The sequence below is a fragment of the Streptomyces sp. NPDC005393 genome (genome assembly GCF_040606675.1).
Classification (GTDB): domain Bacteria; phylum Actinomycetota; class Actinomycetes; order Streptomycetales; family Streptomycetaceae; genus Streptomyces.
In genome coordinates this window covers 119,891-133,126 of sequence record NZ_JBEXFG010000002.1, presented here as the reverse complement: position 1 = coordinate 133,126, position 13,236 = coordinate 119,891, and the positions used below count along the sequence as shown (strand labels likewise).

General features: G+C 72.9%; 11 protein-coding genes. 4 read left to right on the top strand and 7 right to left on the bottom strand.

All coding sequences use genetic code 11. The annotated features are described in order from the left end of the window. Positions 1–25: 25 nt before the first annotated feature. Entirely contained in the window at positions 26–985 is a 960-nt protein-coding gene (locus ABZS71_RS03155) for a TIGR04222 domain-containing membrane protein (RefSeq protein WP_356207102.1), read from the bottom strand. A 5-nt stretch (positions 986–990) separates the two neighbouring features. After that, complete coding sequence (locus ABZS71_RS03150; RefSeq protein WP_356207100.1) at positions 991–2,313, bottom strand: DUF692 domain-containing protein; 1,323 nt, start codon at positions 2,311–2,313, stop codon at positions 991–993. 483 nt (positions 2,314–2,796) lie between these two features. On the opposite strand from ABZS71_RS03150, the gene ABZS71_RS03145 reads away from it, so the two are divergent. Then, positions 2,797–4,776 (top strand): transglycosylase domain-containing protein, encoded by a 1,980-nt coding sequence (locus ABZS71_RS03145; protein ID WP_356207531.1) that lies wholly within the window; start codon positions 2,797–2,799, stop codon positions 4,774–4,776. Between the two features lie 31 nt (positions 4,777–4,807). Here the strand turns inward: ABZS71_RS03145 and ABZS71_RS03140 are convergent, their stop codons facing one another. After that, positions 4,808–6,091, bottom strand: a complete 1,284-nt coding sequence (locus ABZS71_RS03140) for a hypothetical protein (RefSeq protein WP_356207097.1) — start codon at positions 6,089–6,091, stop codon at positions 4,808–4,810. Positions 6,092–6,201: 110 nt separating this feature from the next. Next, a complete protein-coding gene (locus tag ABZS71_RS03135; protein ID WP_356207094.1) occupies positions 6,202–7,599 on the bottom strand; it encodes a hypothetical protein in 1,398 nt (465 codons plus the stop codon). Positions 7,600–7,762: 163 nt separating this feature from the next. Between ABZS71_RS03135 and ABZS71_RS03130 the strand changes: the two genes are divergently transcribed. Then, entirely contained in the window at positions 7,763–9,070 is a 1,308-nt protein-coding gene (locus ABZS71_RS03130) for a molybdopterin-dependent oxidoreductase (protein WP_356207091.1), read from the top strand. Next, positions 9,067–9,645, top strand: coding sequence for a hypothetical protein (locus tag ABZS71_RS03125; RefSeq protein ID WP_356207088.1), 579 nt, complete (start codon positions 9,067–9,069; stop codon positions 9,643–9,645). The genes ABZS71_RS03130 and ABZS71_RS03125 overlap by 4 nt, the downstream gene beginning before the upstream one ends. A gap of 609 nt (positions 9,646–10,254) precedes the next feature. Here ABZS71_RS03125 and ABZS71_RS03120 read toward each other — a convergent pair. Genes ABZS71_RS03120 through ABZS71_RS03110 form a run of 3 tightly spaced genes read right to left on the bottom strand, consistent with a single transcriptional unit; the run spans position 10,255 to position 12,343 of the window. Then, positions 10,255–10,968 carry a class I SAM-dependent methyltransferase gene (locus ABZS71_RS03120; protein WP_356207085.1) on the bottom strand — a complete coding sequence of 238 codons (714 nt, stop codon included), beginning with the start codon at positions 10,966–10,968 and terminating at the stop codon, positions 10,255–10,257. Beyond that, on the bottom strand, positions 10,965–11,624 hold the full coding sequence (locus ABZS71_RS03115; RefSeq protein ID WP_356207082.1) for a DUF2064 domain-containing protein: 660 nt from the start codon (positions 11,622–11,624) through the stop codon (positions 10,965–10,967). The genes ABZS71_RS03120 and ABZS71_RS03115 overlap by 4 nt, the downstream gene beginning before the upstream one ends. Next, positions 11,621–12,343: a glycosyltransferase family 2 protein gene (locus tag ABZS71_RS03110; protein ID WP_355852291.1), complete on the bottom strand. Its 723-nt coding sequence runs from the start codon at positions 12,341–12,343 to the stop codon at positions 11,621–11,623. The genes ABZS71_RS03115 and ABZS71_RS03110 overlap by 4 nt, the downstream gene beginning before the upstream one ends. A gap of 115 nt (positions 12,344–12,458) precedes the next feature. Here ABZS71_RS03110 and ABZS71_RS03105 point away from each other — a divergent pair, with 115 nt between their 5' ends. Next, positions 12,459–13,232 carry a response regulator transcription factor gene (locus ABZS71_RS03105; RefSeq protein ID WP_356207079.1) on the top strand — a complete coding sequence of 258 codons (774 nt, stop codon included), beginning with the start codon at positions 12,459–12,461 and terminating at the stop codon, positions 13,230–13,232. Positions 13,233–13,236: the final 4 nt, after the last annotated feature.

Sequence of the window (13,236 nt, the reverse complement as noted above, 5' to 3'; positions counted from 1 at the left end):
GTGGCGCCCCGGCCGTACGACGTGCTCAACCCCCGCCGCAGCCCCCGCCGCCGCAGCCCCCGCCCCCGCCGCAGCCGGACCCGCCCCCGTCGCCGCACGAGGAGCTGCTGCCGCACGATGAGCCGCCGCAGCCGGAGCCGCCTCCGCCGCACCACGAGCCGCCGGAGGAGTCCGCCGACCCCGAGCCGGACGAGGCCGCCGAGCTCGGCACCTTCTGCGCCTCCAGGAGCTGGTCGCGCAGCAGCGGATCGGCGGTCAGGGCGGCCGCCCCGCTCAGCGCGACGGCCGCCGCCACGGCGGTCGACGCGTGGTGGGCGGCGGACGGAGCGTGCCGGCGGCCGGGCCCGCCGTCCCGCCGGCACGCCTTCAGCGCCCGCTTCCCGGCCCCGGTCACCCGGCCCTTGGCCGCACCGGCGCAGACCGCGCCGACCACGAACCCCAGGAACAGCGCCGGGAAGATCTTGAAGATCAGCGGCAGTCCCGTGGGGACCGAGTCATCCGACGCGGACGTCACGATGGACAGGAACGCCCCCACCCAGCAGGCCGCGATCTGCGCCTTGGCCGCACCCCGCCAGAAGCCGAGGGCGTCGGGCCGCACCATCAGCCCGCGCTCCGCGAGCCGGTCGCCGATCGCCTGCGCCTCCGCGCTGCGCATCAGCTCCCGGCGCAGCCAGTTCAGGGCGCCGTGCGGGGAACGGGCGCAGAGCCGCAGCAGCGTGTCCTCGACCGGGTGATGGGCGATCGGCCGGCGCACCGAGACCACACCGGGGCCGCCGACCGCCAGCCGCCCGTCCGTGTACATCCCGCTGATCACGGTGTCGGCCACCCGGCCGGGACCACCCGCCAGGAACGCGGCCTCCAGCAGGTCGTACGCCCGGTCGTCGGCCGGCCCGTCGGCCTTCTGCCGGGAGATGACCGTGCCCGCGATGACGGTCGCCGACGAGACGGCGACGGCCGCGTACACCAGGCCCACTGCCGTATCCATGTCCCTCACCGCCCGCTCAGCGCGAGCCGGACCCGGCGCGCCAGACGCGCCGCGGGGCCCGCCGCCAGCGGGGCGGGCCCGGACCGCTCCCGCCACCACTGGGTCAACCGCCGCCGCGCCACCGGGTCGCCGGGCTCGTCGTCCGCCAGCAGATGCTCCGCGAACGACAGCGCGTCCCGGCGGTAACCGCCGGTCATCGGGCGGCTGTCGGCGTACCGCACAAACGCCGGGCGGTAGCCGTCGCCCAGGATCTCCGGCAGCTCCGGGGCCACCTTCGCGACCACCCCGGCCCGTTTGGCCGTGAGCGCCTTGCTCTGCACGCGCAGCCGCCGCCGGTCGAAGCTCTCCGGCGCCGGGGTGCCCGCGACGAGCGCGGACAGCAGTGCGGTCTGCGCGAGCGCGAGCCGCTGGCGGGCGGCGCCGACAGCGGACGCGTCGGGTGCGTCCGGGGCCTTCGGCGCGTCCGGCGCCTCGGCCGGCCGGCAGTCCGTCACCCCCGCCGCCGCCCCCGCCGCCGTCACGGCGCGGATGGCGGCCAGCTCGCCCGCGAGCTCCTCGGCCGCCGGGAAGTCCTCGTCGCGCTCCAGCAGGACACCGGGCGGTGCCGTACGGGCGCACAGCTCGGCGAGGACGTCGAGGACCGGCTGGGTCACCGGATGGGCGTGGCTGTCGTGCCACACCCCGTCCTTCTCGACGCCGCCCGCCACATGGACGTACGCGATCGCCGAGGTCGGCAGCTCGTCCAGCGCCTTGGCCGGGTCCTCGCCCCGGTTAACGTGATTCGTATACAGATTGGCGACGTCGATGAGCAGCCGGACCCCGGTGCGCTCGACGAGCTCGGCCAGAAACTGACCCTCGGTCATCTCCTCGCCCGGCCAGGAGATCAGCGCCGCGATGTTCTCCAGCGCGAGCGGCACCGGCAGCGCCTCCTGCGCGATGCGCACGTTCTCGCACAGCACGTCGAGCGCGTCACGGGTGCGCGGCACCGGCAGCAGATGGCCGGCCTCGATGGCGGGCGACGCGGTCAGCGGCCCCCCGGCCCGTACGAACGCGATGTGCTCGGTGACCAGCGGCGCGTCCAGCGCCTCCGCCCGCTCGGCGAGCGCCGTGAGGCGGTCGGCGGCCGGCCGCTCGGCGCCGCCGAGGCCGAGCGAGACCCCGTGCGGGACCACCGTGGTCCCGCGCTCGCGCAGCCGCTGGAGCGCGTCCGGCACATGGCCGGGGCAGATGTTCTCCGCCACGACCTCCACCCAGTCGATCCCGGGCAGTCGCGCGATGTCATCGGCGATTTCCGGTCGCCAGCCGATTCCGGTACCGAGGCGCACCATGGCTCCCCCTCCTCGTTCCGTCCCGCATTCCGTGCGGTGTCTTCTCGCGTTGTGGGGTAATGACCCCACGGGAAGAGGACGAATCCACCGGGGGCGCGGTTCAGAGGTTGATTTGAGCTTCCGGGACGCAACGCCCCGGGGACGGGCCGCACGGTGCCGACCGGCGCGGCGCGGCCGACGGCGGACGGCTCGCGCGGCGCCCCGTCCCGGCGGGCGGGGACCGGCCGGGCGTCCGGCGCGAATGGTCACCGGCAGGGCGGAGTCGCCGCATATCGTCACTGTTACAAAATTTTGGGGCCCTGTGGCGACAGATGTTCGGAAGGGAAAATAGGATCGTGTGGTCTTGGGGGGATGGAAGATCACACCTTTGTGCCGCGCCCACGCGCGGAGCGAGCGTGGGGGAAACACGTGCAGGGCAGCAGCGACAACGCCATGGGGAAGCACCGCAAGCACCGCCGTAAGGCGCCGTCGGGGGGTCGGGGTATGCGGCTGCGCCGGTGGGCGGCCGGCCATATCCGGCTGGACTACCCCCGTAAGGGCCGGCGGGGCGTATGGCGCTGGCTGCCGTCGTGGCGTCAGGTGGCCCTGCTCTTCCTGTTCTGCCTGGGCAGCCTGACCGGCCTCCTGAGCTATCTCTACCTGCAGACCGACATCCCCAAGAACCTCAACGACTTCGCCACCCAGCAGGACAACGTCTACTACTGGGCCGACGGCAGCGAGATGGCCCGCACCGGTCCGGTGAACCGGCAGGAGGTGCCGCTGGACAAGGTCCCGGAAAAGGTCCAGTGGGCGGTGCTCGCCGCCGAGAACGCCAGTTTCTACTCGGACAGCGGTGTCTCCCCGAGCGGCTTGACGCGCGCCATGACGAGGATGGTGACGGGCGGTGAGACCCAGGGCGGCTCGACCATCACCCAGCAGTACGTGAAGAACGCGTATCTGAATCAGCGCCAGACGTTCTCCCGCAAGCTCACCGAGATGTTCATGGCCATCAAGCTGGACGACCGGATGAGCAAGGAGGAGATATTCCAGCGCTATCTGAACACGAGTTGGTTCGGGCGCGGCACCTACGGTATTCAGCGGGCCTCGTACGCGTACTACGGCAAGGACGTCTCGAAGCTCAACCCCAGCGAGGGCGCGCTGCTCGCGTCGCTGCTCAAGGGAGCCGGGACGTTCGACCCGACGCTCAGCGCCAAGAACCACGACCGGGCGGTCGAGCGCTGGAAGTGGGTGCTGGACCGGATGGTCGACATCGGAAAGCTGTCCGCCTCCGAGCGGGCGAAGTACACGAAGTTCCCCGATCCCAAGGCGACGCCCAGGCCGGTCGGGCTCACCGGCCAGGTCGGCTATCTGGTGGAGACCGCCAAGGCGTATGTGAACTCCCATACCGAGATCTCCGACGCCGATTTCGACCTGGGCGGATATCAGATCCACACCACCTTCCAGAAGGGGAAGGTGGACGCGCTCGCCAAGGCGGTCAAGAAGACGAGGGACTCGCTCGATCCCAAGAACCGCCCGGACGACCGCCATGTGCATATCGGCGCCGCCTCCGTCGACCACAACGGCGGAATCGCCGCGCTGTACGGCGGCCCCGGCTATCTGGAGCAGGGCTTCAACGACGCGAACGCCTCCACGGTGCCGGCCGGCACCGCCTTCACGCCCTTCGTCTACGCCGCGGGGCTGCGTGACGGCGTATTGCGCGAGCGCAACGGCGAGCGCACGCCCGTATCGCCCACGACCCTCTACGACGGCAACAACAAGGTCGCCGTGCACACGCCCGAGGGGCCGTACTGGGACCGGAGCGGGCAGATCGTGCGCGCGAGCAACGACGGCGACACGTCGTACGGGCAGGTCAGTCTGCGCCAGGCGGTCGTGCAGTCCATCAACACCCCGATGATGCAGCTGGGCATGGACGTCGGGCTCGACCGGGTCCGGCGGGCGTCCATCGACGCGGGCCTGCTGCCCAGCAGCTTCGGCGCGCGGGTGCCCGCGTTCTCGCTGGGCACCGCCACCCCCAGCTCCATCCGGATGGCCAGCGCCTACGGGACGTTCGCCGCGGGGGGCACGCACACCCCGCCGTACTCGGTGAGCGGGCTCACGCGCAACGGGGAGAAGCTCGACCTGCGGAAGGACCCCGCCAAGCGGGCGTTCAGCGCCCAGGTCGCGTCGGATGTGGACGACGCCCTGCGCGGCGCGGCGCAGAGCGGTACGGGGCCGGCGAGCGGGGCCTCCGTGGTCGGCGCCGATGTGGCCGGCAAGGCCGGTACGGCGCAGGACGGCACCTCGGCCTGGTTCGTCGGCTACACCAAGGACCTGTCGACTGCGGTGTCGCTGTCGCGGGTGGACCCCAAGTCCCAGGAGCTGCTGCCGCTGAAGGGGCTGGGCGGGGCAGGCGCCGCCACCTCGGGCGACGCCTATCCCCTGGACATCTGGACGCGCTATATGGGGGCTTCCACCCGGCGGTGAGCCGCCGGAGGTGACGCGGAAGGCCGCCGGACTACTTGGTGTACGTCGACCAGTCCGGCGATTCCGCGGGATCCAGCATCCGCAGCTTGGCCAGGACCTTTGGGTCCTGGGCGTCCAGCCAGTCGGCGAGCTGCTTGAACGACACACACCGCACACCGTCGCGGCGGCATACGTTCCTCATCACGTCTTCGATGGCCCGCATATAGATGCCGCCGTTCCAGGTCTCGAAGTGATTGCCGATGAACAGCGGCGCCCGGCTGCCGTGGTAGACGCGCTCGAAGCCGTTCAGATAGCCCTCGCGGGTCAGCCGCTCCCACTCGGGGTACTTCGCCGGATCGCCCTCCGTGCTGTCACCGGACTGGTTGTAGAGGAAGTTGAAGTCCATCGAGAGGACCTGCTTCTCGCTCTCCGGATACGGCACCAGCTGCAGCGGGAAGTTCCAGATTCCGTCCATCTTGGACGGCCAGATCTGGAAGTCGCCCGGTGAGCTCGCGTCATACCGCCAGCCGAGGGACTTGATGGCCGGGATGAGGTTCTTCTGCCCCTCCAGACAGGGGGCGCGCCCGCCCGCCAGCTCCACGTCGTAGTCGAAGGGCAGCGGCTTGACGTCGGTGAAGCCGGTGTTGGTCTTCCAGTGCTTCACAAACGAGTACGCCTGCTCGGTCTCGCTCTTCCACTCCTGGGTGCTCCAGTCCTGGCCGCCCTTGGCGCCGCAGAAATGGCCGTTGAAGTGGGAGCCGATCTCATTGCCGTCCCGCCACGCCCCGCTCAGCTGCTCCAGCGTCTCCCTGATGTGCTCGTCGGTCGGGAAGGAGATGGCGGCCGAGCCCCGATTGTGCTGCGGCGGCCGATAGAGGTCGCTCTTCGACTTGGGCAGCAGATACATGCCGCTCAGGAAGAACGTCATCTTGGCGTTCGTCTCCTTGGCGATCTCACGGAAGTGCGAGAAGAGATGGTCGTCGTTCTCCAGAGCGCCGTCCCAGGAGAAGACCACGAACTGCGGCGGCTTCTGGCCGGGCTTGAGCTTCTCGATCCTGGGCTGTTTCGGCTGCGGGCCGGTGTAGGACGTGGAGCCGTCCCCGATCACCTTCACCTTGCCGTCCCAGTTGGCGTACTTGTCCCTCTTCTTGGCATCCTTGGGAACCCGGTCCGACCGGGGGGAGGCGGCCATGGCCGGGAGCTTCCCGTCCGCCGAGCCGCCCGAGTCCCCAGGGGAGGTCAGGGCTATCAGCAGGGCCACGACGACCGCCACGGCCGTCAGCGCGCCGATGGGCGCGGCGACGCCGTAGGCGTTGCGCGCGTTTAAAGCCTTCAACGCCTTCAAGATCTTGAGCGCCTTCAACGGGTCCCGCCCCCTGGCAACAATGCCGACGTTTTTCCCCTTCAGTATCACAGAAATACCACGTGCTCTTCACATGAGTCCCGTCACCAACTGGTCAGCAGCAGATGATTGACCAAAAATGCCACCGCGGCCTGGACCAACAGCCAGCGGCGCAGGTCAAGGGCGGGCAGCAGCGCCGTGGTGGGCAGCAGCCAGACCACGAAGGGCAGCCAGATCCGCTCCGTCTCGGCCTTGCTCATACCGGACAGGTCCGCGACGGCGAGCGCGAGCAGCGCGGCGAAGCTCAGCACCACGAGCGCGTCCGGTGTGCCCGTGCTGCCTCCGCGCAGCCGCCGTAGCGCCCCGGGGGCGGCCGGCACCATGCGCCGCGCCCCCGCGACACAGGCCAGACCGGCGGCCACCGCCGTGGCGGCCGGATCGGCCCACACCCAGTACCCGTACGGGCGCTCCGAGGCGACGCCCTGGTAGTAGCGCTCCACCAGCAGGCCGTACCCCTCCCACCAGCGGAAGCCGCACAGCGTGAACGCGCCTGCCACCACCGCCGCTCCGGCCAGCGCGAAGGGCAGCGGCCGCGCGGTGCGGGCGAGCAGGAGCACGGCCGTGGCGGGCAGCGCCAGCAGCGTCAGCCCGTACGACAGATACGCGGTCAGGCCCAGCAGCAGCCCGGAGGCGAGCGCGACGGCGCCCGGCGCCCGGACCGTACCCGTCGCCGCGAGCGCGAGCAGCGCCAGACCCCAGGCCGAGACGGCCGCGAAATAGCCGTCCGCCGAGGCCCCCACCCATACGGCGGCGGGCGCGAGAACAAGGAAGGGGGCGGCGGTGCGCGCGGCCCGCTCCTCGCCCAGCGCGCGCAGCGCGACCAGGATGGCGACCGCGGCCGAACTGCCGACGGTGATGCAGAAGGCTCCCGCCCACCCGCCGCCGCCGAGCCCGAGGCGGTCCAGCCCCACGAAGGTGAGTACCGCGCCCGGCGGATGGCCGGCGATATGCGCCGGCCAGTAGTCGGGCTGGGTGAGCAGGATGTGATCGGTGAAGCCGCGCAGGGCCGCGCCGATGTCGGCGAACCGGTCGATGCCGCGCAGATACTCATGACGGGCGGTCAGCCGCTCCGCCACGCCCCGGCGCCATCCGTCGACCAGCGCCAGCGACCACGTCCACACCATGGCCGCCGCCCAGCTCGCCCACAGCAGCCCACGCCACGGCAGCCGCGCCGCGAGCCGCGGACCGTGGACGACGACGGCCCAGGCCAGGGCCAGGGCGGCGGGCGTACCGGGGCCCACATGGGGGTGCCAGGAGGCGTGCAGCGGCGGCCAGTCGACATACAGCGTGTGATCGGTCCGCTGGATCAGAGTGCCGACGGCGGCCGCGACGGCGAAGAGCACGGCGGCGGCAGCCGCGGCGAGCACATCCCGGCGGCGGCCGGCGCGGCCGTCGTCACCAGTAGTACGGGCGTCGCTGTCGATGCGGAGAGGGAGCTTCACGACGTCACGCTATGGTGCGGGCGCCGCGCGCCGGCCGCTGCGCCGCACCTTGTCATCGAACCGTCAGATCCTGGCGCGCCGGCCGCCACGGCCGGGCTGACGTCAGCGTTTCGTCATGAGTCCAACGCGCCGGAACGGGGCGGGACGGCCCTACCGTCTTGCCATGAGCCACAGCCCCCGTACCCTCCGTGACGACGGTGACGACGACGGCCGCGAGCACCGCACCCCCTGGCGCAGCCCCCTGCGCGGCCCCTGGCTGACCTCCGTCTTCGGTCTGGTCCTGCTCTTCGGCATCGTCGTGCTGTTCGTGACCGGTCTGCTGTCGTACGCCGCCTACAACCCCGAGCTGTCCCCGGTCAACGACGAGACGCCGGACAAGGGGCTGCTCGGCTTCTACCTCTTCTCCTGGCCGACCCATCCCTCGTGGCTCTACCGCGTCACCCAAGGGGTGCACGTCACGCTCGGGGTGGTGCTCATCCCCGTCCTCCTGGCGAAGCTGTGGTCCGTCGTCCCCAAGCTCTTCGAGCGGCCGCCGGTGCGGTCCCTCGGACACGGTCTGGAGCGGCTCTCGCTGCTGGCGCTGGTCGGCGGCGGGCTGTTCGAGTTCGCGACCGGAGTGCTCAACATCCAGCTGGACTACATCTTCCCCGGGTCCTTCTACCCGCTGCACTTCTACGGGGCATGGATCTTCATGGCCGCCTTCGTCGTCCATGTGGCGCTCCGCTTCTCCCGTATGGTGCGGGCGTTGCGCAGCCGCGAGCCGCGGGCGGAGCTGCGTACTCCGGTGTCCCGCACCCGGCCGGAGCCGCCCGACGAGACCGGACTGGTCAGTCCGCGGCCGGCCGCGCCGACCATGTCGCGGCGGGGCGCGCTCGGAATGGTCGGCCTCGGCTCCTTCGCACTGCTGGTGGTGACGGTAGGTCAGAGCATCGGCGGACCGTTGCGGCGCGGCGCCCTGCTCGCCCCGCACGGCCGTGACCCGGGCCGGGGGCCGAATGGCTTCCAGATCAACAAGACCGCGGCGGGCGTCGGCATCCGCGCCCGCGATATGGGGCCCGACTGGCGGCTGGTGGTGCGGGGCGCGGCGGGCCGTGAGGCCGTTCTGACGAGGGCGCAGGTGCTACGGCTGCCGCAGCACGGCGCGGCGCTGCCCATCGCCTGTGTGGAGGGGTGGTCCACGACCGACCAGCGGTGGGAGGGGGTGCGGCTGGCCGATCTCGCGGGGCTCGTCGGATACGCCGGCCGGCCGCCGGGGGTGTTCGTGGAATCCCTCCAGCGGCACGGGTCCTTCCGGACGGTCGTGCTGGGCGACTACCAGGTCGGCGATCCGCGCTCCCTGCTCGCCCTGAAAGTCAACGGCGCGGATCTGTCGCCGGACCACGGCTACCCGGCGCGGATCATCGTGCCGGGCGCCCCGGGGGTGCACAACACCAAGTGGGTCGGGCGGCTCAACTTCGGGGAGACGGTGTGAAGGGGCTCCGACGGCATGACGGGGACTCGCCGCTGCGACTGCTGTTGTTGCTGTCCTCCTTCGCGCTGACCGCGTACGCCGGAATCAGGCTGCTGAGCGGCGACTGGCTCGGGATCGTGATCTGGTTCGTCGGCGCGGCCGTTCTCCACGATCTGGTGCTGCTGCCGCTGTACACACTCGCGGACCGGGCCCTGCGGGGGGCGCTCCCCGCGCCGGCCTCGTGGATCAACCATGTGCGGGTGCCCGCGTTTGTCTCGGGGCTGCTGATGCTGGTGTGGTTCCCGTTGATTCTGGGGCAGCAGGAGCGGCGCTATGAGCAGTCGACGGGGCTGAGCGCCGATGTCTTCTGGCCGCGCTGGCTGCTGATCACCGCCGGAGTCTTCGCGGTGTCCGCGCTGTGGCTGGCGATCCGTCTGTGGCGGGGGCGTGGCGGCCGTCCGGCGAAGCCGGATACACCGCCGGTGCGGCCTGCGCCCTCCGGGCCTCCTGAGGCGCCTCCTGCGGGGCCTGCTTCACCCGGCTCGCACGGCTCTCCCGGTTCGCCCACCGGGCCCGGACGGCCCGGCCGGCCCTGACCGCCGCGGCGGCGACCGCGCAGCCGGGACAGCCGGGCGCCCATGGCTCAGCTCTCCCCGGCGGGCCGGGGCCGGGGCGTACTCCTGAGGCGCCTCCTGCGGGGCCTGTTTCACCCGGCTCGCACGGCTCTCCCGGTTCGCCCACTGGGCCCGGACGGCCCGGCCGCCCTGACCGCCGCGGTGGCGACCGCGCAGCCTGGCAGCTGGGCGCCCATGGCTCAGCTCTCCCCGGCGGGCCGGGGCCGGGGCGTCGTGCGGCCTGCGCCCTCCGGGCCTCCTGAGGCGCCTCCTGCGGGGCCTGCTTCACCCGGCTCGCACGGTTCCCCTGGTTCGCCCACCGGGCCCGGACGGCCCGGTCGGCCCTGACCGCCGCGGCGGCGGCCGCGCAGCCCGGCAGCTGGGCGCCCATGGCTCAGTTCTCCCCGGCGGGCCGGGGCCGGGGCGTCGTGCGCCCTCCGGGCCTCGTACGCCTCCTGAGGCGCCTCCTGCGGGGTCTGCTTCACCCGGCTCGCACGGTTCCCCTGGTTCGCCCATCGGGCCCGGACGGCCCGGTCGGCCCTGACCGCCGCGGTGGCGGCCGCGCAGCCGGGACAGCTGGGCGCCCATGGCTCAGTTCTCCCCGGCGGGCCGGGGCCGGGGCGTCGTGCGCTGGAGGGCTGTGAAGCCACGGCCGAGCGCGGTCCAGCGCTCGACGGCGGTCCAGCCCGCCGCCCGCGCGTGGCGCAGCAGCGCCGGGGCGCCCACCCGGGCCCAGGGGAAGGCCGTGCCCACATCGCCGCGCCCGTCGTCCACCCGGACCTGCACGCGTTCGTCGACATCGGCCGGCGCCACCTCCACGAGCAGCAGCCCGCCCAGGGTGACGACCCGTCCGACCCGCGTCAGCAGGGCCTGCGGATCGCCGCCGATGCCGATGTTGCCGTCGATCAGCAGCGCCGTGCCCCAGCGCCCCTCATCGGGCAGCGGTTCGAAGACCGAGCGGCACAGGGCCGGTCCGCCCGCGCCGGCCGTGCGGGCGACCGCCGCCCGGCTCACATCGATGCCGAGGCAGGGGCGGCCGAGCAGGGCCAGCGCGGCCACCAGCCGCCCGGGGCCACAGCCGATGTCGAGTATCGGCCCCCGGCATCGTCGCAGCACGGTCCGGTCGGCCGCGTCGGCGTCCGCGCACCAGCGCTCGACCTCCAGCGGCAGCATCCAGCCGTCGGCGCGCCGCAGGAACAGCGGTCCGCGCCCGGCGCGCAGCGCCCGGGTATAGGGGTCGGCGCGCCAGGACGCGGCCTTGCCAGGGCCGTTCGCCCGCTCCCGTACCGACTCGACGGTGCTCATCGGGCGGTGGCCGGGGACAGCCGGGCGAGGGTGAGGGCGAACCGCCCGCCCGGGGCGGCGGCCGCCACGTGGCCGGCGTCGTCCGCGGTGTCGATGTCGCGCAGCACGGGCAGATCGCGCACCCGTAGCCCCGCGTCCGTGAGCCGGCGGCGCTGTGCGGCACCGGTGGTGGCGGTGGACATCGGAACTCCGCGCAGGAGCCATGGATCCGGTTGGGCCAGGCCCAGCGCCCAGAATCCGCCGTCGGCGGCCGGGCCGAACCAGGCGTCGCAGTCGCGCCAGCCGTCCGGGCCCAGCGCGGGGGCGAGCAGGCCGGGGGTGATCTGGGGGGTGTCCATACCGATCAGCAGCGTGGGGCCCTGGCATCCGGCGAAGGCCGCGGCCAGCCGCTCGTCGAGCCCGCCGTCGCACTGCGCCACGACCTCGATGCCCGACGGCAGCCACGGTCCGGTGCCCCCGTCGAGCGCCAGCACTCTGCGGCGGGCGGGCATGCGGAGCACGGCGTGCAGCGTGTCGGCAAGGGCGGCCTCGGCGAGCGAGGCGGCGTCCGCCGGGGTGTACGGGGGAGTGAGCCGAGTCTTCACCCGCCCGGCCACCGGCTCCTTGGCGATAACGAGCACGGTGGTCTCGCCGTCGGGGTGGGGCCCGGGGGTCACCGGGCCGCCCTCGTACGGGAGTTCGCGGCGGTGGTCGTGGCCGGCTCGCGCAGGACCGTGCGCATGTCGCGGACCGCGTGCCAGGTGCCTCGCCAGGTGCCGGTGACCTTCGACGTGCCGGTGCGCGGCCGGTACGGCACATCCCGTTCCTCGATCCGCCACCCCGCGTCGGCGGCCCGCACGACCATCTCCAGCGGGTAGCCGCTGCGGCGGTCGGTGAGGTCCAGACCGAGCAGGGGGGCGCGCCGTGCGGCCCGTAGCGGGCCGAGGTCGTGCAGGGCGAGGCCGGTGCGGCGGCGCAGCATCCGGGCGAGGGCGATATTGCCGAGCCGGGCGTGCAGCGGCCAGGCGCCCCGCTCCTGGGGCCGACGGCGCCCTAGCACCAGGTCGGCGCCGCCCTCCTCGACGCTCCGTACGAAGCCGGGCAGCAGCCCGGGGTCGAGCGAGGCATCGCAGTCGCAGAAGCAGACGACGTCGGCGTCGGCGGCGAGCAGTCCGGCGTGGCAGGCAGCACCGAAGCCACGGCGGGGCTCGTGCACCACGGTGGCGCCATGGGCGCGGGCGACCGTGGCCGAGCCATCCGTGGAGCCGTTGTCGACGACGATGGCGCGCCAGCCGTCGGGGATGCGTTCCAGCACCCAGGGCAGGGCGGCGGCCTCGTCAAGACACGGGAGGACGACGTCCGCACGAGGAGTGATCGAGTCTGTCACGCGGACCACAGTACGAAGCGGAAAGCCATATTTCGGACTTCAGGTTCTTACGAAACACGGACGTCGCCCCGGGCGACCGCTCCTGGCCGGGTCGCCCGCCCGGCCTGGTGCCACGCTGTAGGGCATGGAGCAGACCCCACCTCCCGGCCGCGTTCTCGTCGTGGACGACGACCCGACCGTCGCCGAGGTCGTCGCCGGATACCTCGACCGCGCCGGCTACGACGTCGACCGGGCCGCCGACGGCCCCGGAGCGCTCGCCCGCGCCGCCGCCCGCTGGCCCGACCTGGTCGTCCTCGACCTCATGCTGCCCGGTATGGACGGGCTGGAGGTGTGCCGCACGCTGCGCGGCCGGGGGCCGGTGCCGGTCATTATGCTCACCGCGCGGGGCGACGAGGACGACCGGATCCTCGGCCTGGAGATCGGCGCTGACGACTATGTGACCAAGCCGTTCAGCCCCCGGGAGCTGGTGTTGCGCGTCGAGTCGGTGCTGCGCCGCGGCCGTACCGGTCCGCGCGCCGCCGCCGGTATGTCCGCCCGGGACCCCGCTGCCGGATCCGGCACCGCCCCCGGCGATGGCACCGGCGCCGTGCTCCGCCGCGCCGGGATCACCCTCGACCCGTCGGCCCGCCGCGCCACCCGGAACGGCCGGGAACTCGCCCTGACCCTGCGCGAGTTCGACCTGCTGGCCTTTCTGCTGCGCCACCCCGGCGTGGCCTGCACCCGCGAGGAGCTGATGCGCGACGTATGGGGCTGGGACTTCGGCGATCTGTCCACCGTCACGGTCCATGTGCGCCGGCTGCGCGGAAAGATCGAGGACGATCCCGCCGCGCCCCGTCTCATCCAGACCGTCTGGGGCGTCGGCTACCGCTTCGACGCCCCGCCCGGGGCCGAGGGCTGACCGC

Coding starts and splice junctions, on each gene's coding strand:
- ABZS71_RS03155 (WP_356207102.1), bottom strand. CDS start 985: ATGGATACGGCAGTGGGCCTGGTGTACGCGGCCGTCGCCGTCTCGTCG.
- ABZS71_RS03150 (WP_356207100.1), bottom strand. CDS start 2,313: ATGGTGCGCCTCGGTACCGGAATCGGCTGGCGACCGGAAATCGCCGAT.
- ABZS71_RS03145 (WP_356207531.1), top strand. CDS start 2,797: ATGCGGCTGCGCCGGTGGGCGGCCGGCCATATCCGGCTGGACTACCCC.
- ABZS71_RS03130 (WP_356207091.1), top strand. CDS start 7,763: ATGAGCCACAGCCCCCGTACCCTCCGTGACGACGGTGACGACGACGGC.
- ABZS71_RS03120 (WP_356207085.1), bottom strand. CDS start 10,968: ATGAGCACCGTCGAGTCGGTACGGGAGCGGGCGAACGGCCCTGGCAAG.
- ABZS71_RS03105 (WP_356207079.1), top strand. CDS start 12,459: ATGGAGCAGACCCCACCTCCCGGCCGCGTTCTCGTCGTGGACGACGAC.